This is a genomic window from Nitrosovibrio tenuis (assembly GCF_900109785.1).
Lineage (GTDB): Bacteria > Pseudomonadota > Gammaproteobacteria > Burkholderiales > Nitrosomonadaceae > Nitrosospira > Nitrosospira tenuis_A.
This window is the reverse complement of the sequence record NZ_FOBH01000003.1, coordinates 211,675-232,399: the sequence shown is the minus strand read 5'-3', so window position 1 is coordinate 232,399 and position 20,725 is coordinate 211,675. Positions and strand designations below refer to the sequence as shown.

Sequence of the window (20,725 nt, the reverse complement as noted above, 5' to 3'; positions counted from 1 at the left end):
CGCCCCAGATAATGAAAATCCATCAGCTTACTGTGGAACAAACTTTTGCCAGTCTGCACAGCAGTCTGAAGGGATTGCCCGAGCATGAGGCCCGCAGACGACTGCAGGAATATGGTCCGAATCATGTGGAGGAGGTTCGCGAAGAGGGGCTGCTGGTAACTTTTGCCAAAGAGTTTACCCATTTTTTTGCGCTGATCCTGTGGCTTGCGGCCATGCTGGCGTTTGTCGCGGAATGGAGCGACCCAGGGCAGGGCATGGCCACGCTGGGCTATGCCATCGTCGGCGTGATCGTCATCAACGGATTGTTTTCATTCTGGCAGCAATACCATGCACACGAGGCAGTGGCCGCGCTGCGTAATCTGCTACCCCAGCAAGTGAAAGCAATGCGCGACGGGGGAATCAACCAAATACCGGCGTTGGAATTGGTGCCGGGAGATGTCATCCTGCTTGCGGATGGAGATGCGGTTCCGGCGGATTGCCGCCTGGTCGAAGCCTTCGGCGTACGTGTCAACAACGCCACGATTACGGGAGAACCGTTGCCTCAAGCACGCGGTTCGGAACCCTCCAGCGAGGATGACGTGCAGAACAGCCGCAATGTATTACTCGCCGGCACCACCATGGTGTCAGGCGAAGCCAAGGCGCTGGTGTACGCTACTGGCATGCATAGCGAATTCGGCAAGCTGGCACATTTAACCCAGACGACACGCGCAGCACCCTCACCGCTGAAACTCGAGATCATCCGCCTGAGCCGGTTCATCGCCATGCTATCCGCGCTCATCGGTGCGGTATTTTTCCTGGTTGGCATGTGGCTGCATATGCCTTTCTGGCAGAGCCTGATTTTCGCTATCGGGATCATCATCGCCAATGTCCCGGAAGGCTTGCTGCCCACCGTGACTCTGGCTCTAGCCATGGCAACCCAGCGCATGGCGAAACGAAACACCCTCGTGTCCCACCTTCCCGCAGTGGAAACATTGGGCTCAACCACAGTAATCTGCACCGATAAAACAGGAACCCTGACACGGAACCGCATGACAGTGGAAAAGGTTTTCTTGTCCGGAGAATTTTACCTGCCGGCCGATACCGCGCAATTGCATGGCAGTCCATTGTTTGACGTCGCGATATATTGCCACAACCTGAAACAAGGCGAGCAGCAGAATAAGCAGGTCTTGCTCGGCGACCCGATGGAAATCGCATTGCTTGAGCTGGCGCGTACGGCAATCACGGCCAACCCCGACTATAAGCGTATTGATGAAATCCCGTTCGATACCGACCGCAAGCGCCTCTCTGTTTTATACCAGACACCCGGCGGCACTGTGCTGTATTGTAAAGGCGCGTTGGAGACTGTGCTGCCGCTATGCACCGGCATTCATGTTAACAGCGAAATACAGGCTCTGGATGACACGCACCGGCAACGCTTGATCCAGGCCCAGGAAAATATGGCGGAGCAGGGACTCCGTGTATTGGCGCTGGCTTATCGCGAAATTGGTCCAGACACTGCGCGAGAGTATCTGGAGGAAGAGCTGATTCTATGTGGGCTGGTTGGGATAGAAGACCCGCCCCGAGCGGAGGTCCCCGCAGCAATTGCCCGTTGCCGCGGGGCAGGCATCAAGGTGATCATGGTAACGGGAGATCATCCCCGCACCGCCCAGGCCATTGCCCTCCAAATTGGGCTCGCACGAAACCCGCGCGTCATCGGTGGCGATGAATTAAGGCGCATGTCACAAATCCAGCTTCAATTGGCATTGGATGCAGAGGAAATCATCTTTGCCAGGGTAGGTGCGGATCAGAAAATCCGCATCGTACAAGCGTTGAAGAACAAGGGCGAAATCGTGGCGGTAACCGGCGACGGCGTCAACGATGCGCCAGCGCTGAAAGCTGCAGACGTCGGAATCAGCATGGGTATCTCCGGCACGGACGTTGCCAAGGAATCTGCCGACATCATCTTGCTCGATGACAATTTTGCCAGCATTGTCGCGGCGATCGAGGAAGGCCGGACGGTGTTCGAAAACATCCGCAAATTCATGACATATATTTTTACCTCGCTTGTTCCCGAGCTCATTCCGTATCTGGCATTCGCTCTGTTCAAAATCCCTTTGCCCCTCACTGTCGTGCAAATCCTCGCGGTTGATCTCGGCACTAATATGCTACCCGCATTGGCGCTGGGGGCCGAGGCGCCTCGCGATGACGTGATGCGCAGGCCGCCGCGCGCGCGCAGCGAGCGGCTGCTGAGCTGGCCGCTATTGTTGCGTGCTTATCTTTTTCTGGGCTTGCTGGAAGCGGCGGCGGCGATGGCTGCGTTCTTTTATGTGCTACACGGGGGCGGCTGGCACTACGGGCAACCACTGGATTCCGATAGTACGCTGTACCTGCAGGCCACCACTGCATGCCTGTCAACCATTATCGTGATGCAGGTGATGAATGTATTTCTTTGCCGTCACCCCAGAGAATCCGTTTTTCATTTCCCATGGTTTGCCAATCGCTTGCTGCTGCTGGGTATCGCATTGGAAATTACCTTGATCCTGTTGATTGTTTACACGCCCCTGGGCAACAGTTTGTTCGGTACTGCGCCTATAAGCGCCGCTGTCTGGCTACATGCTATCCCGTTTGCCTTTGCCATGCTCGCTCTAGACGAGTTGCGCAAGGTGTTATTGCGACGTTTCTCCAAACCAGTCTGATCATCGGTAGGAAAAACGGATTAATACCCGACTTGCACCGGTTTTCGGCCGACTCTTATATTGAAAGAGAGCAGTTGGAGCCAGCCAGAAACACGTTCTCAGGGCGGTGTGCAATAAGACGCTTAGCACGATTTATGCTTGAAGCTGCACGAAGCCATTGCGTGAGCTATTATTGAACAAACCTCTGAATAAATCGTTCATCGAGCACGCCTCGCCTGTAGATTAGCCCCAAGCCGACCTTTGCCAACAATCTTTCCTCCCCTAGACCCCAAACTGCTGCACCACCCCTGCGATCCGGATCAGTTCAAATTTGACACCACGGCAGATTTGGAAGATCTGACGGAAATCATCGGACAGGTACGCGCCATGGATGCGCTGCGCTTTGGCGCCGGCATCCGCCACGAAGGCTACAATCTTTTTGTGCTCGGCCCTTCAGGCATGGGCAAACGCAGCGCCGTGCGCCAGTTTCTGGAAAAAAAAGCCAGCGATGCGCATAAGCCGGACGACTGGTGCTATATCCATAACTTTAGTCAGCCACACCGCCCCCGGGCACTCAGACTGCCCTTCGGGAGGGGCACCGAATTGCGCCGGGATATGGAGGAGTTGGTGGATTATCTGCGTAGCGCGATCCCCACGCTATTCGAGAGCGATGAGTATCGCGCAAAGGTTGCAGCAATTCAGGCGGAGTTTCAGAAGCAACAGGAGCAGATAATCAAGGGGTTGAGCGATGACGCGGAAAAGCAGGGAATAGCCCTGCTGCGCACTTCAGAGGGGTTTGCATTCGCGCCGACGCGGAACGATGAAGTGATTGCGCCGGAGGAATATGAAAAACTGCAGGAAGAGGACAAGGAGCGGATAGAGGCCGCCATCGCCGGGTTACAGGAACGACTTGAAAAGATTCTAAGCCACATGCCGCAATGGCGACGAGAGCGCAGCGAACGCATCAAACAATTCAACCGGGAAATTGCGCTGTCTGCGGTCGGGCATCTGATAGATGAATTACGCGCCAGCTATGCCGATCTGCCCGAGGTGCTGAACTATTTCGACGATGTGCAAAAGGACATGGTCGAACATGTGGAGAATTTTCGAAAAAAAGAGGAGTCCGCGAACATTTCCGCCATGACTTTTGCGGGTCACCGTTTCCACAATTATGAGGTGAACGTACTGGTTTCGAATGGCAAAAAATCCGGAGCACCCATCATAACCGAGGAAAACCCCACCTACACCAACCTTATTGGGCGTGTGGAACATCTCGCCCATCTCGGCGCCCTGGTCACGGATTTCACGCTGATCAAACCGGGCGCCCTGCACCGCGCGAACGGGGGCTACCTGCTGCTGGATGTACGCAGGGTGCTGCTGCAACCATTTGCCTGGGAAGGCCTGAAGCGAGCATTGCAGTCGCGCGAAATTCGTATTGAATCTCCAGGGCAGATGTACAGCCTGATCAGCACTGTATCGCTGGAGCCGGAGCCTATTCCCCTGGATGTCAAAATAGTCCTGTTCGGCGATCGCATCTTTTATTACCTGTTGCAGGAATACGATCCCGATTTCTCAGAGCTGTTCAAGGTTGCGGCGGACTTTGAGGAGCACATCGAGCGCAATGCAGATACTCTTCTGATGTATGCCCGCCTGGTATCGACGCTGGCTCGCAAGGACACCCTGTTGCCCTTCCATCGCGACGCGGTGGCAAGAATCGTCGAGCATAGTGCGCGTCTGGCGGGCGATTCTGAGCGGCTATCCACGCATATGCGCAGCGTGGCCGATCTGCTGCGCGAGGCTAATTACTGGGCCCGTGAAGCGGATCACGAAGCGGTGGCCGCCGGCGACGTGCAACGAGCAATCGATGCCCAAATTCGCCGCCAGGACCGCGTGAGAGATCGGCTGCATGAAGCGATCCTGCGCGGTACTTTAATGATAGATACGCAGGGTGCGGTAGCGGGACAGGTCAACGGTCTTTCGGTAATTGAGCTGGGCAGTTTCGCCTTTGCCCAGCCAACCCGCATTACCGCCACGACGCGATTTGGTGAAGGCGAACTCGTCAATATCGAACGGGAAGTGAAGCTCTCCGGCCCTATCCATTCCAAGGGCGTGCTGATCCTGTCCTCTTTTCTCGCAGCACGTTATGCTAGGAACCAGCCGCTGGCGCTCTCCGCCAGCCTGGTGTTCGAGCAATCATATGGCGCGGTGGAAGGCGATAGCGCCTCAATGGCTGAATTGTGCGCGCTGATTTCCGATCTGGCCAATGCGCCGGTCAAGCAATCGCTGGCAGTGACCGGCTCGGTAAACCAGCTTGGCCAGGCGCAGGCGATCGGCGCGGTGAACGAAAAAATCGAGGGATTCTTCGATATCTGCGCGGCACGCGGATTAACCGGAGAACAGGGTGTGATAATCCCTTCCGCCAACGTCAAGCATTTGATGCTGCGCCAAGATGTGGTAGCGGCTGCCACGGCGGGGCAATTCCGGATATATGCCATTGAACACGTGGATCAGGCTATTGCGATCTTGACCGGCTTGCCAGCCGGGGAGCTCGCCGCAAACGGCGAATATTCCGAGGGAAGCATCAATCGCAGCGTTGCGGCGCGGCTGAGCGAACTGACCGAGATCAGCAAGTCATTTATGCGACGGTCTCAAAAAAATCGGAAGAGGAGGAAAATCGGGTTTAGTATTCCGGCGTAAATCCAGATACTGCCCTGCCTGATTCAAAAGCAGATAATTCGATTTATGTCGTCAGAATTATCCCTCCTCTCCTTCTCCACCGTGATGTTTGCCGGTGCTTACACGTTTTGCCTGAAAACCCTCGCCGCCAATATCCTCCAGGAACTGGACCTCGCTGCCTTCCGCCAGTTTGTCAAAATCATGGCCGGCAAGATTGTCGCTGTGAAAATATAATTCCTGCCCGGCCGGTGTTTCGATAAAACCGTAACCCTCCCCTGGAACCAGGCGTTTTACCCTGCCGTGCAACACGGGCGCATGCGCCTTGATATTGCCGCGCTGGCGACGCCCGTAGTCCTCGAGTTGACGCTTGGCGGCATCGAAGGTATCGCGCAGCGCGACATACACGTCCTCATCCGCTTCGCGGTTCACCGCCATTTCTTTACCCGGCACGGTGATATCGAGGCGCACATTGAATGCGCGGCCTTGATGTTTGTGCTTGTGGGGAACTTCAATCACTACCCGGCAACTCATGATATGCGGGTAAAACGCCGCAAGCTTCTCCGCTTTTTGCCGGACGTGACTCTCCAGTGCTTCAGAATGAGGTACATCGCGCGCAGTAATCTGGAATATGAAATTCATAAGTGTTTCCTCTGGATGAGATGACTCCTGTTTGTCGGCTATTCCGATGGAACAGGCTGGACGGATGGCTTCTGCATGTCAAACGGCGCATTGGCGCAACCATAATTCATTATAGTAGCTTCAGGAGCCACCTCCAGCCCACCCCGTCAAAGTGGATGATTCCCTGGAATGTACTAGACTGAAAGGGATGAAAAACCGTATGGCGCCGTTGATAAATGTCAAAACGAGTATTAAGTCCCCGTTAATATCCCATGCCGAGCCATAACGCCGACATTGCCGCCGTCTTCGAGGAAATTGCCGACCTGTTGGAAATCGAGGGAGCAAATCCATTCCGCATACGCGCCTACCGAAATGCCGCGCGCACTATTGGCCAGCTTGCCACCGAAGCATACGTACTGTTGGAAAAGCATGAGGATCTGACAACCCTTCCGGGGATCGGCCGCGACCTTTCCGACAAGATAAAAGAAATCATCTCTACCAATCGGTGCGGATTGCTGGAACGTCTGCGCACGGAATTCCCTCCCGCAGTCGCTGAGCTTCTGAGAATACCGGGTCTGGGCCCCAAGCGCGTCAGGCATCTCTATCACGATCTCGACGTACAAACCGTTGAGCAACTCTATTGCGCCGCTCGAGACGGTCGTATTTGCGCATTGCCCGGTTTTGGCGAAAAAATGGAACTCAAAATCCTGCAGGCGATTGAAGCGCACGGCAATCAGGTACGCCGCTTCAAGCTGGCGGTGGCAGCACAATATGCCGAAGCGTTAAAAGCCTTCCTGGAAGGGGTGCCTGGAGTCACGCAGATAACTATTGCTGGCAGTTACAGGCGCATGCGCGAGACAGTCGGCGATCTCGATATCGTCGCGGCGGCAACATCTGCTGGCGCTGTAATGCAGCGTTTTTTAACCTATGATGAAATCGCCGAAACGCTGGCGGTCGGCTCCACGCGCGCCAGCGTCATCCTCAAATGCGGCATGCAGGTCGATCTGCGCGTAGTAGCCGATGAAAGTTACGGAGCCGCCCTTCACTACTTCACCGGCTCCAAGGCACATAACATTGCCATCCGGCACATGGCACAAAAACGCGGACTGAAAATCAACGAATACGGCGTATACCGAGGCACGACCCGTATTGCGGGCGAAAGTGAGGATTCGATCTATCGCGCCGTCGGGCTGTCTTATATCCCGCCTGAATTGCGGGAAAACCGCGGCGAACTCGAGATGGCACGCGGGGGGCTCCTACCCCGCCTGGTGGAGCTGAGCGATTTGCGAGGGGATTTGCATGTCCATACCAAAGCGACTGACGGCCACAATACACTGCGTGAAATGGCGCTTGCAGCCAGATCGCATGGCTGGGAATACATTGCCATCACAGACCATTCACGCCGCATTACCGTCGCACACGGTCTCGACCCATTGCGGCTGGCACGGCAGTGTACTGAAATCGATGCCCTTAACCAGGAGCTGGAAGGCATTACGGTGCTCAAGGGGATCGAAGTGGATATTTTGGAAGATGGCAACCTCGACCTGCCCGACCATGTCCTGGCAAAACTCGATCTGGTTCTGGGTGCCGTACACAGCAAATTCGAGCTCTCGCGAGCGAGACAGACTGACCGAATACTGCGCGCCATGAACCATCCGCATTTCACCATGCTCGCGCATCCGACCGGAAGGCTTATCCAACAGCGCGAACCTTACGATGTGGACATGCCCCGTATCATTCGTGAAGCAGGTCGCCGCGGCTGTTTCCTGGAACTGAACAGCCAGCCGGATCGCCTCGACATGCTTGATACTTATTGCCAGATGGCGAAGGAGGAAGGCGTGCTGGTCAGCATCAATTCCGATGCGCACAGCACTTTTCAGTTCGATAACCTGCGCTTCGGCATCGGCCAGGCGCGGCGTGGCTGGCTGGAAAAACAACACGTGCTCAACGCTCGTCCGCTCAGCGAGCTGAATGCCTTCATTAACCGGACCCATAAGGAAAGCACAGTAGCAGGCAGGAAGACATCTACCTACCGCTATAACGAGAAAATATGAATTAGGCTGGACAAAGGCTTAATCCATTGGCGCGGGCCCGTGCGGAACAGACATACATTGGAGGTGCCTATGATATTTGAAAATCGCACCGCGGCAGCCAGGCAGCTTGCCACGGCGCTCTCCGAATACCGCAGTAAAAATCCCCTGGTTCTGGCAATTCCCCGGGGCGCGGTGCCAATGGCCAAGATCATTGCCGATGAGCTGAATGGAGAATTCGATGTGGTACTTGTGCGTAAGTTGGGAGCACCCGGCAATCCTGAGTTTGCCGTTGGTTCAGTGGATGAGTCCGGCTGGGTTTACGTTGCGGATTACGCCGAGCGAGTAGGAGCGAGCAAAGAATATATAAAAAAAGAAGTTGCCCGGCAACTCGAAACCATACGGCAGCGCCGCAACGAGTACACTCCAGTGCGCCCGCCCATCGACCCAGCGGGGCGTATCGTGATCGTGGTGGATGATGGACTTGCTACCGGTTCCACCATGATTTCGGCACTGCATGCGCTCCGGGCAAAGAATCCGGCTGAGCTGATTTGCGCAGTTCCCGTAGCGCCGCCCGATACGGTGGAAAAAGTGAGCGACCATGCGGATCGCGTCGTGTGCCTGTCCTCTCCCCTTAATTTTCAGGCAGTAGCTCAATTCTACCGGGAGTTTCCGCAGGTGACGGACGAAGAGGTTATTGCTCTGCTTTCCGCTGAACGTCACCCATCCACGCGTTAGGTTAACGCCGAGGAGAAAAGCCATGATTCGTTATCCTGTTGATGTGTCCGCTCGCGTCAGCCCCAATCTTTCATCGCTGATCGAAAGCCGGGTAGCCGACCCGGATGCCGAGCAACCCGTAACGCTCGCTTCGGTGCGCGCCTTTATAGCGGGCTTGCTGCCCCCTTCATTGGATGAGACGGAAAGATTGCATCACTTCGACATTGATGAATCCCTACTTGATGAGCTCGACGCACTGATTGCGGAATATGGCGGTGATGTGCTTGCCATCGATTTCGCGGAGAGTAACGCAAGCGAACCGCTATCCCGAGTGATCGATGCGGTACTGGGCGACGAAAACCGGGAAAATCCGCCCACTCTCGGAGCTATCAGAGATGCAATCGCTTCAGGTCTGCCCGCTAAGCTGGTCGGTGACGGCGATCTGGAAGATGATGAAGATGAAACCCTGCTTGCAGAGATTGAAGCGTTGATCAGGCGCCACGGTGAAGACGCCTTGGCAGAGCAGTTTTTACGCTATGAGTAATTGCAAATCCGCGCCCCGAAGTACTCTACTCACTGGCATTCCACTGCCATTCTATGTCCCGCTTCATCTTGGCGGCGGTGGGGGTGAGTAGCCTGAAGGCGGTGGAGGAGGCGGATTGCCTGTGGGTGGCGGGGGAGGAGGAGAACTCATACTTTGTCCACGGCCACCGGCGGCAGAGTTGTCCATAATTTGTCCCGCTATGGGCACACGATGACCTTTGGCATACATGCACTGCACATAACCCATATCATAGCGTTGCTGACCTATCTCTCCTGAAGCCCTGGCACTACTGCTTCCCGTCAGTCCGCCCAGCGCGAAACCACTGCCCGCACCAATAGCGGCCCCGGTTCCTCCTCCAATTGCCGCACCTGCGGCCGCCCCGAGCGCCGTGCCTACAGCGGCGCTTCCTACCCCGCTGGATATGGAAGCCTCATTCGGCGTAATCCCCTTCACCTGTTCGGTGGCATACTGTTTGCAACTCAAGTCATCGACGCGGAATTGATCGAAATTTTTACCGGAACCTGGCAGAACCATCACGCTGGGACCGGAAGGGATGCTTACGCAGGCACCCAGCGATAATGCTGCCAGCAAAGTGGATAATCTGAACATTTTGCGCATGAGGATCCTATGGTTGATCAGAGGGCCGGGGCGCCACCTGCAGCCAGCCTTCGACGCATTCGTTGACGTAGGGATAATACCCCTCCGGATTTCGACAGTAATACCAGTAATTATTGGGTTGCTGTGCAGATGGCTCCAAGTCCTGGCGCTGGACATACACTGGCGGCGCGGAAGGCACGGGCGGATAATAAGGTGCACCCCAACCATAATAAGACGCACCCCAACCATAATAAGGCCCGCCCCAACCCCAACCATAATAAGGCCAGCCCAAACCATACCCCAAGCCCAATCCCAGGCCCACGCCAGGGAAGAAACCAAAACCGCGATGATGATGGCCGCCCCAGTGACCGCCCCAGTGACCTCCGCCAGGGTGTCCCCCGCCCCAATGACCTCCTCCTCCAAAGTGTCCACCTCCCCCATGCCCGCCCCCTCCACCACCGCCACCATGCCCGCCGCCACCACCATGCCCGCCGCCGCCACCACCGCCACCACCGCCACCACCACGCGCCCATACGGAATCATAGGGGGTGCACGCGAGCAGGATCAGGGCAATGCATATCGATCCCATCTTCTTGGCATGACTTTTCATAAAATGCGCTGGTCTGTTAAGAGGAACAAGAAAGAGGAACAAGAGGAACCCGTAAATGAATTTTAAATATCAATTAGACCAGGTCAGGTCAATACGAGTTTCCACGCTGCCAAAATAGGTATTTAGGTATTGTCCGTTATGCGACGAGCCGAGAAGTTTAAGCAAGCCGCCATATAAATCATCGCAACCAGAATCCGCTTACCTTTCCATCTTTCATGGCTATAGTGACAAGAATGTCGTCATTGTTGTCCTTGAACTCCACTTTCCATAAATAGACTATGAATCCCTGCTGATTGAGGCTGGTTAGAAATTTGCTGGTGTATCCTTGCTTGAGGCGCGAGGCAAGTGCCTGGCGGACGCTGTCGAGCATTTCTTGCGTCATTCCGCTTCGGAACGTTGGATCTCCAGATGCCACAAAGTCAGTCAACGAGTTATCTTGAATGGCGGAGAGCATGTTTTTCATCGTCGTTTCAACTGACGATGGCGCTTGTGCCAACGCAACGTGCGATGCCGATCCAATGAGCAACAAAACAAAAAAAATAAGGCGGCGTGCGAATGGGAACAGTGATCCGGGAGAGGGCTGTCTCATAGGATTCTCCACTGCATAAAATTGAAAGGAACAGGTCTTGGTGGAACCAGTCAAGCTGACCGCTCTGGGTTTAAAGTAAGGTGTTTCTGTTTTATAGGTTATGGAATTTTGAATAGCAAATTATCCATACGACTGCGGAAAAATGGGGCGCATTCACTGTAACGTTTCTTGACACCGCTATCATCGTTGAAACGCAAGCGAGGCCTCCGGCGTGCCCCTGCATCGCGCGCGACCATTCCTGATCTGCCATGCCGGTTGGCAATCTGTTGCCACTCATTTGCCAACCGAGTGCTCCATGAGGAACTTGTTCAGAGGTCCTTAAATCGCGTTTCCATCCGGATGGTACGCCATCCCAACCATGAAACTTTCAGGGTGAGAAACGTGGACAACATCATTTTAGATGGCAAGAAGGGGTCAACATGCTCATGATAACGGTGAGACAGGTTTTGTTATTGACGTAATGTCCGATAATTTCAGTCACGTGACCGCTCCGAACCCAAATCCAGCAGTTGACTGTTTATCTTGCAGATTATCGCTCTGATCCAAAATGAGTTTTTGCAACACTCGACCTTCACTTTTTTGATGAGTTCGCTACAGGGTTCGCCACAGGATTCGCTACAAGGCTCATTTAGATTGAATAGATGAAATCACCAATTCTTAACCGTGTTTTATGGGTCCGGGGCCTACGGGCATTTGCCGACGGATACGTCAGCCTGCTTCTGCCAATTTACCTGATCGAGCTGGGCATGAGCCCGTTCCAGGTTGGCGTCATCACGACCGCAACATTGATCGGCTCCGGCTTGCTGACTTTCCTGGCTGGTTTTCAGGCCTATCGTTTTGCATATCGAACTTTGCTTCTGATTGCCGCCATGCTTATGGCTGCAACCGGGTTCGGGTTTGCCGTACTATCAAGCTTCTGGCCTTTATTGCTGATCGCTTTCGTTGGTACATTGAATCCTTCCAGTGGGGATGTGAGTGTATTTTTGCCGCTCGAGCATGCGGTGCTTTCCCAATTTGTCGAAGATCGGCAGCGCACCGCAGTTTTCGCGCGCTATAGCCTGGTCGGCGCATTGGTAGCAGCCGTCGGGGCGCTAGCAGCCGGGTTGCCTGGCGTGATGAGCTCCGCTATAAAAGTAGAAACTCCAGTTGCGCTGCAAATGATGTTCGCGCTCTACGGCGTAATCGGCTTGCTATCCATGGCAATTTACGGGACCCTGCCGGGCGATGCGGTTACCGCGAAGACACAAGCTGCGCGCAAGCCGCACCATGTTCCATTGCAGAAATCCAGAAAGCTGGTCTATACGCTCGCCGGGTTATTCAGTCTGGATGCCTTTGGCGGCGGCTTTATCGTTCAGTCGATGCTGGCCTTATGGCTGTTCCAGAAGTTCGAGCTTTCCGTCGCGGTGGCCGGAACTATTTTTTTCTGGGCAGGCCTATTCTCTGCCGTCTCTTACCTGGCGGCGGTTCGCATTGCCGACCGGTTCGGATTGGTCAATACCATGGTCTTTACGCATTTGCCCGCAAATATACTGTTGATTCTCATACCCTTCATGCCTACATTGGGCTGGGCTATCACATTGTTGCTTATACGAAGCCTTCTTTCTCAAATGGATGTGCCAACGCGAAGCTCATATGTCATGGCCATCGTGCCTCCGTCGGAGCGCGCGGCTGCAGCGAGTATCACGACCGTTCCGCGCAGTCTGGCATCTGCTGCCGGTCCCCTTCTGGCTGGATATCTGCTGACCATTTCCTCTTTTGGCTGGCCGCTGGTGATCGCAGGGGGCTTGAAAATAACCTATGATTTATTGCTGCTGAGAATGTTTCGAACGGTGCGTCCACCCGAGGAACGCGTCTTGCATGACTAGCATTTGGACGCGTCACTGCTCCGAGATCCGCCAAAAGAGCTCAGTCAGCAGCGCAGCTCCGACTGGAGGGGTATTCAATGACATGCCGATTACACTGCCTGTTCATCATTACCGCACTCATGATCAGCAATGTGGAGGCGTCGGACACATATGATCCAACCGAAGCCATTCCGTGGCGAGCGGAACGCCCTGGTCCCTTGAAGCCGAATGCCACCCACTATGAAGTGGCCAAATCGAACTATCTACTAGATTTTCATGGCAATCCGAACGAGCCGGACCTGGCGATTTTCATGGCAGGAAATCAATATCGCGCGGTACCAGATTTAATCGCCGCATTTCGTGAATGGGCCCGCCAGCAAGATTCATTCAAAATGCTCAAACTGGATAACATCTTTTATGCAACGCTACCGCCAGGCCGATTGCTGGACGCGATGGCATCGGGTCAGTTGGTGGTGGGTAATATGTGGTTCGATGTGAGACCTGGACGATTGTGGCCCGACGTATTCATGACTGGACCGCGCCAGCAGAAACGTCTGTTCGACGATGGCCACATCGACAGTTATACGATTTATGCCCGCAATCGAGGCATTGTGCTTCTGGTCAGAGCGGGGAACCCGAAGAACATCACATCAGTGAAAGACCTACTGCGTAATGACGTGCGGGTTGCAATTTCCTCGCCTCAGCGTGAACCGGCATCCTTTGAGAATTATGCCAAGACGTTGCGAGGACAGGGCGGAACGGAGTTGCCACGACAGGTGCTGGCAAAATCCACGACAATTTCTCCCCGTGCAGTTCAACATCGAGAAAATCCACAATTCATCGCCGATGGGAAAGCCGATGTGGCGCCGATGTATTTTCACCTTGGCGACTATTTGAAGAGAACAATGCCGCACTTATTTGATTATGTTGTGTTGCCGCCCGAAAGTAATTACGTTGATTCGCTCGGAATTGCCAAGATCAAAGGTACGAAGCGAGAAACCGCGGCACAGGCATTTATCGAATTCATCCGCACTGACGCGGCGGCGGCAATTTATGAACAGCACGGCTTCGATTTCGTCGCACCAGCGGAACGTGCAAACATCATTCAGTCCAACTAAGCCGCGGCCGCTTTCATGGGTAGAGCTCGGCAAGTCCGCTCGGGCACCCTTCGCTGTTCGCTCCGCTTCTGAGCAGACCCTCGGCTATGCTGCTGCGGGCTACCCACGCAGCGGAATACGGGCGCTCGAGCGCCAACGAGGTACAATAAGCCTTTCCGGCGCTCACCCATCTCATGCGACAACTCACCATCATCGTCAGCTATGTCCGCTGCGCGGACGCAACAAAACTATCCTTAACCACAACGGCCAAGCATCGCGCCGCGCGGTCTGGGTGCTGAAATCCATGCTGGAACTGCGCCATATTGGCAAAGCCTACGCTAATGGGCGACAGGTGCTGACAGATTTGTCCTACACGTTTGCCGCGGGTGAGTATGTGGCCATAATGGGCGAGTCCGGCGTCGGAAAATCGACACTATTGAATCTGATTGCCGGCCTGGATGCGCCTGATACCGGTGAGATATTGATTGACGGCATCGCGATCGCTTCGTTGGATGACGATGCGGCCACCCGCCTCCGGCGCAAGGAATTTGGATTTGTTTTTCAGGCATTTCATATCCTGCCGCATCTGACGCTGAGCCAGAATATCGCCCTGCCCTTGCTGCTGAATAGCGTCCCGGTGGAACGCGCTATGGAACGCACCGAACAAATGCTTGACGCTGTGGGCCTGCACGGCAGAGGCGACCATTTTTCCCGCCAGCTGTCGGGCGGTGAGCTGCAACGGGTCGCGATCGCGAGGGCGCTGGTGCATCGTCCCAACTTGATTCTGGCTGACGAACCGACGGGCAACCTGGACCCGGATACCGCACAGGATATCCTCAGGCTGATGCGCGCCGAGATCAAGGCAAACGGTGCGTCCGGCATCATGGTCACCCATTCGCATGCGGCCGCTGCCACGGCGGACCGCGTTCTGGTGCTGGCAAAAGACGGACTGCATCCGGTGGCATCGGAAGACCAGGCGGATTCCTACCGTACCGCGCAAGGCACCGGGTGAACAGGGGATGAATAAGAGTACGCTGTCTCGCTGGCTGTTGTCGGGCGAATGGCAGGCTCATCGGACACAGGCCGCTGTTGCAATTATTGCGATTGCCCTAGGGGTGACGCTTGGCTTTGCGATTCACCTGATCAACGCAGCCGCCTTCAACGAATTTTCTGCCGCCGCCAGGAGTATTTCAGGTCAATCCGACCTGCAAGTGCGCAGCCCGCGAGCGACCTTCGATGAATCGCTATATCCCTTTCTTGCACAGCATGATGGTGTCGAGCTTGCCAACCCGGTACTGGAGCTCGACGTTGCTATTCCTGCCGCTTCGGACGAACGAAAAGCCGCCACTTTGAAAATTCTCGGACTGGATATTTTTCGCGCTTCAGTCATGGCACCGGATCTGATCGGGATTCCGGGTGAAGACAAGTTGTTCGACGTCCTGGGGGATGACGCCATTTTTCTTTCCGCCGCAGCAATGGAATGGCTGGGGGTCAAGCAAGGCGATACCCTTCAATTGCGCGTCGGAACCCAAACTATCACGCTACGGATTGCCGGCGGCCTGAGACGCGTCCAGGCGGGCCGGCGCCTCGGCGTTATGGATATCGGCGCGGCGCAATGGCGCTTTCGGCGTATGGCGCAATTGTCGCGTATCGAGCTGAAACTGATGCCGGGTGTCGATCGAGGCGCTTTTAAAGCGGCACTGGAAAAGGAGCTCGAGCCGCGCGGGCAGTATCTGATCACTGAAACCGCCGATCAGGAAGCGCGGGTCGCCAACATGTCACGCGCATACCGCGTGAACCTGAACATGCTTGCAATGGTTGCGCTGTTTACCGGCACGTTTCTGGTATTCTCGACGCAGGCATTATCGGTCGTACGGCGGCGTCATCAGTTCGCACTGTTGCGAGTGCTGGGGCTGACACGAGGTCAACTTCTGGGGCAGGTGTTATTCGAGGGAGCCGTCCTCGGCGTTATCGGTTCCCTCGCCGGACTCGCCTTGGGCTATGCAACCGCTGCAGCCGCACTGCATTATTTTGGCGGAGATCTTGGCGGCGGGTTTTTCCCCGGGGTGAAACCGAGCGTCCATTTCGACCCGCTGGCTGCGGTGATCTTTTTTATCGTGGGATTGAGCATTACATTGCTAGGCAGCGCTGTTCCGGCTTGGGAAGCCGCAAGCACGCAGCCCGCGCCGGCGCTCAAATCGGGAAGTGAGAATGTGGCGCTCTCCAAGCTGGGCAGCCCCTGGCCCGGATTGCTCTGCCTGGCCTCTGGGGTCCTGTTGACGCAATTGCCGCCGGTTTCGGATTTACCGGTTTTTGGCTATCTGGCAGTGGCGCAGTTACTGGTAGGGGGTATTGCCCTCATGCCCCGCCTTTCCGCATTGATTTTCTCCGCGGTATTTTCGATGATGAACCGGCGCACGTCCGGGACCATGCCCACCCTGACAACCGTGGCACTGGCACGGCTTGCCAACGCACCCAATCAGGCAGCGATCGCACTGGGAGGCGTGCTGGCAAGCTTTACCCTGATCGTTGCAATGGGAATCATGGTGGCCAGTTTCCGCGTATCGGTCGACGATTGGCTGAAGCATATCCTTCCTGCGGATCTCTATTTACGCACGGCCACGGGCGGGGACGCGCGCGGCCTCACTCGCGACGAAATGGAAGCGCTCGCGCACACGCCCGGCATCGTCCGCGCCGACTTTCTTCGCACGTCGCAACTGACGCTCAATCCGGACCGTCCTAACGTCGCACTGATTGCCCGCCCTATTGATGTTGCGGAACCGGAAAACATTTTACCTTTGACGGGTGAGGTGATTGCGCCCGGCCTGCTTCCCAAGAATGCCATACCTATCTGGGTATCCGAAGCAATGGTTGATCTATATGGTTATACGCTAGGCAAACAGGTGACGCTACCGATAGCCATTCCCGCGCCGACTTTCATTGTCGCGGGGGTTTGGCGGGATTATGGCCGGCAATTCGGCGCGATACAGATACGGCTGGGAGATTATCAGGCGCTTACGGACGACCCATTGGTAAATGACGCCGCCCTCTGGCTGCAAAAAGGTGTAACGCCTGAACAGGTGATTGCATCGATGAAACACTTACCATTTGGCGATGCGCTGGAGTTTTCGGAGCCGGGACAGATACGCGCGTTAAGCCTGAATATATTCGACCGCAGCTTTGCTGTGACATACCTGCTCGAAGGTGTCGCGACCATCATAGGACTTCTCGGTGTGGCGACCAGTTTTTCAGCACAAGCGCTGTCACGCATCAGGGAGTTCGGCATGCTGCGCCACATCGGCATGACGCGCCGTCAGATCCTCGGTATGCTGGCCGTCGAAGGCGGCCTTCTGACCGCGCTGGGAACCATCCTGGGCTTTACGCTCGGCTGGTGCATCAGCCTGATCCTCGTCTTTATCGTAAATCCGCAGTCGTTCCACTGGACAATGCAGATGAGCCTGCCGTGGAAAGAATTGCTGGCCGTGGCTTTTATATTAATGGCGTCAGCCGCCATGACCGCGTTGGCGTCTGGACGCCGTGCGGTATCGGGAAATGCAATACGAGCGGTGCGGGAAGATTGGTAATGCGATTTTTAAAACGTAATCTCAGAATGATGCCAACCTCACCGCAGTATTTGTTCACTATGTGTTTTATTGTTTGCTGCCTGGCTGGTACGGCCGGCTTTGCGGCGCCACCCCAGTTCTCGCCAGTGGTTCAAACCATACCGCTCACTTTTCCCCGAGACTTCGGCGCCCATCCCGATTTCCGCAACGAATGGTGGTATGTGACAGGCTGGCTGGAAACTCCCGACAAAAAACCGCTCGGTTTCCAGATCACGTTTTTCCGCGTGGCAACCGAACACGACCGGGCTAACCCGAGCCGTTTCGCACCGAACCAACTCATCATTGCGCATGCGGCGTTGTCCGACCCGGCCCTCGGCAAACTGCTGCACGATCAAAAGGGCGCGCGCGAGGGTTTTGGCTTGGCCTACACCAGGCAAGGCAATACTGATGTAAAGCTGGACGATTGGACCATGCTGCGCGAAGAAAATGGGCGCTATCAGACGAGTATAAAAGGACGGGACTTTACGCTGAATTTCACGCTGTCTCCCCCCCAGCCGCCGATGCTGCAAGACTACCAGGGCTTTTCCCGAAAAGGACCGCGACCGGAACAAGCCAGCTATTACTACAGTGAACCTCAGCTAAAGGTCACCGGTACCGTTACGCGCAACGGCAAGGAAGCAGCCATCAATGGCATAGCCTGGCTCGATCACGAGTGGTCCACCGCTTACCTCGACCCGAGCGCCACCGGATGGGATTGGGTCGGTGCCAATCTCGACGATGGTTCTGCCCTGATGGCATTTCAAATCCGTGGAAAAGATGGTGGCAAAGTGTGGGCATACGCGGGAATTCGCGATGCTTCCGGCCGCTTCACCCGGTTCGAGCCGGATCAGGTGCAATTCGAACCGCAGCGCACCTGGCAATCACCCCATACCGATGCAACCTATCCTGTTGCAATGCGGATTCAAACCGGCTCGACCACATGGCTGCTCACTCCATTAATGGATGACCAGGAACTCGACTCCCGACAATCGACCGGGGCGGTCTATTGGGAAGGCGCGGTGACCATCACACGCGATGGCCAACCCGCCGGCCGCGGCTATCTGGAATTGACCGGATATGTGGAACCCCTGAAGCTTTGAATGCGACAGGGTCGAAAATCTTCGCTGATCGACAAACGCTTGCCTCAAAGTACTGGGTGAGAGCCTCAGGTCCCCGATGAGCGCACGTCCGCTCCTGCCAGGTTTCAAATGCCCCACGACGAGCCATGCGATAGTCTTGGCCACCGTGAGTGGGGATGGAGAATGCAAAACAGGTCGCCGATGGAATAATGAAGCTTATCCCCGATCTGTATTCGCAGCGGAAGCCAGCCAAATTCGCTCGCCAGCCAGGAACAAATGCCTCGCCAGGCAGGCCTACTGAGCTGGAATTTTCCATTTTAGACCGGTACTGAAACCAACCGATGCGGATCACAGACACAGCAGTCGGGACCGAATGCCCCGTCGGCGCAACGATCACGACATGCCGATGATCAGTCTAACGCGGGGGCCATGTGATGAGGGAGTCATCCGCAGTGCGGCGGATACGACCGGCTGCGCCGAGCGCGCCCGGCCTTGGGTCCTGGCCACGACCATTCTGGGCTCGAGCATGGCTTTCATCGATAGCTCTGTAGTCAACGTAGCCCTTCCGGCTATTCAAGCCGATCTGGCGATCACTGTCGGGGGAGCGCAGTGGGTCGCGAACGCGTATCTGCTGATGCTGGGCTCGCTCATCCTGGTCGGCGGTTCGGCAGGCGACCGTTTCGGACGGCGCCGCGTGTTTGCGCTCGGGATCGCCATCTTTACGGCTGCTTCCATCAGCTGCGGATTGGCGCCAAACATCGGCGCTCTGGTTGCGGCGCGTGCTGTGCAAGGCGTTGGCGGCGCGCTTCTCGTCCCCGGTAGCCTCGCCATCATCAGCGCGGCCTTTCCGGCCGATGAACGAGGCAAGGCGATCGGCACCTGGGCCGGATTTTCGGCCCTCACCACGGCTGCCGGGCCGGTGCTCGGAGGCTGGCTGGTGGACGCACTGTCCTGGCGCGCGATCTTCTTCATCAACGCTCCAATCGCCTTGCTCACGCTCGCACTCGCTTTCCGGCATGTGCCGGGGAGCCGCGGCACCTCCGATGGCAGGGATGTCGATTGGGTCGGAGGTGTTCTAGTGACGCTCGGGCTGGCGGGGTTGGTCTATGGTCTCACCGCCGCACCCGATTCCGGCTGGACGGACCCGTTGGTCCTCGGCGGCATCATCGGCGGTGTGCTGATAATCGCCCTGTTCGTCCGACACGAAGCGGCGACACCGTTGCCGATAATGCCGCTCGAGCTGTTCCGGTCTGAGGTGTTCAGCGGCGCCAACGCGATGACGTTGTTGCTCTATTTCGCACTGGGTGGCGCCATGTTCTTCCTGCCCTTCAATTTGATCCAAATCCAGGGCTATTCAGCGACGCTCGCCGGCGCCGCCTTTCTGCCCTTCACTCTGATCATGGGCATGACGTCGCAGTGGTCGGGCGGCCTCGTCGGCCGCTATGGCGCGCGAAAACCGCTGACGATCGGGCCGATTATTGCGGCAGCTGGTTTCGCGCTCTTTGCTGTTCCTGGCAGCGACGCATCCTATTGGACGACGTTTTTCCCCGCGATGGCGGTGCTCGGATTAGGCATGGCGGTCAGCGTAGCCCCGCTGACGACGACCATCATGGGCGCCGTCGAGGAGCGATATGCGGGCACAGCATCGGGCATCAACAACGCGGTCTCGCGTGTCGCCGGAATGCTGGCGATCGCGCTCCTCGGCGCGCTCGCCAACGGCGTCTTCGGATCAACATTGGATGCACACATGACCCGGATGCAAGTGCCTGCGGAAATCCGAGTCGCTTTGGATGCCGAGGTTCCGAAGCTGGCGGAAGCGAAGGTGCCGCCGCAGGTCGTTGGAGAGCAGCGACGGGCGCTCGAAGAGGAGCTGAAACAAGCCTTCGTGCAAAGCTTTCGCGTCGTGATGCTCGTGGCAGCCGGCCTTGCACTGACAAGCGCGCTGTGCGCTTTCCTGACGGTCGGCCCGCACGGCAAGACTACCCGGTAATCGAGGGAAAGCTGCGTTCTCGCTGGCATCCGTTGGCTCTCAGTGTGCCTTTCCGCTCTGCCTGAGGCGCGATTTGCT

Annotated in this window: 16 protein-coding genes; 11 read left to right on the top strand and 5 right to left on the bottom strand. The window is 56.2% G+C overall.

Translation table 11 applies throughout. The annotated features are described in order from the left end of the window. The first annotated feature begins 11 nt into the window (after window positions 1–11). Together BMX00_RS05850 and BMX00_RS05845 are read left to right on the top strand one after the other, a co-directional pair. A complete protein-coding gene (locus BMX00_RS05850; protein ID WP_090828064.1) occupies window positions 12–2,675 on the top strand; it encodes a cation-translocating P-type ATPase in 2,664 nt (887 codons plus the stop codon). A gap of 240 nt (window positions 2,676–2,915) precedes the next feature. Continuing rightward, entirely contained in the window at window positions 2,916–5,351 is a 2,436-nt protein-coding gene (locus tag BMX00_RS05845) for a Lon protease family protein (protein WP_245727777.1), read from the top strand. A gap of 57 nt (window positions 5,352–5,408) precedes the next feature. On the opposite strand, the gene BMX00_RS05840 is transcribed toward BMX00_RS05845, so the two are convergent. Beyond that, window positions 5,409–5,969 (bottom strand): HPF/RaiA family ribosome-associated protein, encoded by a 561-nt coding sequence (locus BMX00_RS05840; protein WP_090828063.1) that lies wholly within the window; start codon window positions 5,967–5,969, stop codon window positions 5,409–5,411. 251 nt (window positions 5,970–6,220) lie between these two features. On the opposite strand from BMX00_RS05840, the gene polX reads away from it, so the two are divergent. The 3 genes from polX to BMX00_RS05825 all read left to right on the top strand — a co-directional run bounded on the left by polX (window position 6,221) and on the right by BMX00_RS05825 (window position 9,239). Beyond that, window positions 6,221–8,002, top strand: coding sequence for a DNA polymerase/3'-5' exonuclease PolX (gene polX, locus BMX00_RS05835; RefSeq protein ID WP_090828062.1), 1,782 nt, complete (start codon window positions 6,221–6,223; stop codon window positions 8,000–8,002). Between the two features lie 69 nt (window positions 8,003–8,071). After that, window positions 8,072–8,716 (top strand): phosphoribosyltransferase, encoded by a 645-nt coding sequence (locus tag BMX00_RS05830; protein ID WP_090828061.1) that lies wholly within the window; start codon window positions 8,072–8,074, stop codon window positions 8,714–8,716. Window positions 8,717–8,738: 22 nt separating this feature from the next. Continuing rightward, complete coding sequence (locus BMX00_RS05825; protein ID WP_090828060.1) at window positions 8,739–9,239, top strand: hypothetical protein; 501 nt, start codon at window positions 8,739–8,741, stop codon at window positions 9,237–9,239. A 63-nt stretch (window positions 9,240–9,302) separates the two neighbouring features. On the opposite strand, the gene BMX00_RS05820 is transcribed toward BMX00_RS05825, so the two are convergent. The 3 genes from BMX00_RS05820 to BMX00_RS05815 all read right to left on the bottom strand — a co-directional run bounded on the left by BMX00_RS05820 (window position 9,303) and on the right by BMX00_RS05815 (window position 11,035). Further along, window positions 9,303–9,857 (bottom strand): YMGG-like glycine zipper-containing protein, encoded by a 555-nt coding sequence (locus BMX00_RS05820; protein ID WP_090828224.1) that lies wholly within the window; start codon window positions 9,855–9,857, stop codon window positions 9,303–9,305. A gap of 7 nt (window positions 9,858–9,864) precedes the next feature. After that, a complete protein-coding gene (locus tag BMX00_RS14975) occupies window positions 9,865–10,446 on the bottom strand; it encodes a hypothetical protein (protein WP_177171780.1) in 582 nt (193 codons plus the stop codon). 178 nt (window positions 10,447–10,624) lie between these two features. Continuing rightward, on the bottom strand, window positions 10,625–11,035 hold the full coding sequence (locus BMX00_RS05815; protein ID WP_090828059.1) for a hypothetical protein: 411 nt from the start codon (window positions 11,033–11,035) through the stop codon (window positions 10,625–10,627). Window positions 11,036–11,676: 641 nt separating this feature from the next. Here BMX00_RS05815 and BMX00_RS05805 point away from each other — a divergent pair. The 5 genes from BMX00_RS05805 (at window position 11,677) to BMX00_RS05785 (ending at window position 18,678) form a co-directional block, all read left to right on the top strand. Beyond that, window positions 11,677–12,900, top strand: coding sequence for an MFS transporter (locus BMX00_RS05805; RefSeq protein ID WP_090828057.1), 1,224 nt, complete (start codon window positions 11,677–11,679; stop codon window positions 12,898–12,900). 77 nt (window positions 12,901–12,977) lie between these two features. Continuing rightward, on the top strand, window positions 12,978–13,997 hold the full coding sequence (locus tag BMX00_RS05800; RefSeq protein WP_090828056.1) for a molybdate ABC transporter substrate-binding protein: 1,020 nt from the start codon (window positions 12,978–12,980) through the stop codon (window positions 13,995–13,997). Between the two features lie 283 nt (window positions 13,998–14,280). Continuing rightward, window positions 14,281–14,988 carry an ABC transporter ATP-binding protein gene (locus BMX00_RS05795; protein WP_090828055.1) on the top strand — a complete coding sequence of 236 codons (708 nt, stop codon included), beginning with the start codon at window positions 14,281–14,283 and terminating at the stop codon, window positions 14,986–14,988. Window positions 14,989–14,995: 7 nt separating this feature from the next. Then, window positions 14,996–17,560, top strand: coding sequence for an FtsX-like permease family protein (locus BMX00_RS05790; protein ID WP_090828054.1), 2,565 nt, complete (start codon window positions 14,996–14,998; stop codon window positions 17,558–17,560). After that, window positions 17,560–18,678 carry a lipocalin-like domain-containing protein gene (locus BMX00_RS05785; RefSeq protein WP_342707146.1) on the top strand — a complete coding sequence of 373 codons (1,119 nt, stop codon included), beginning with the start codon at window positions 17,560–17,562 and terminating at the stop codon, window positions 18,676–18,678. The genes BMX00_RS05790 and BMX00_RS05785 overlap by 1 nt, the downstream gene beginning before the upstream one ends. A gap of 372 nt (window positions 18,679–19,050) precedes the next feature. Here the strand turns inward: BMX00_RS05785 and BMX00_RS14720 are convergent, their stop codons facing one another. After that, a complete protein-coding gene (locus BMX00_RS14720; protein WP_218141501.1) occupies window positions 19,051–19,194 on the bottom strand; it encodes a hypothetical protein in 144 nt (47 codons plus the stop codon). Here BMX00_RS14720 and BMX00_RS05780 point away from each other — a divergent pair. Then, window positions 19,184–20,647 (top strand): MFS transporter, encoded by a 1,464-nt coding sequence (locus BMX00_RS05780; protein WP_218141500.1) that lies wholly within the window; start codon window positions 19,184–19,186, stop codon window positions 20,645–20,647. The two genes, BMX00_RS14720 and BMX00_RS05780, sit on opposite strands and share 11 nt — an antisense overlap. Window positions 20,648–20,725 lie beyond the last annotated feature (78 nt).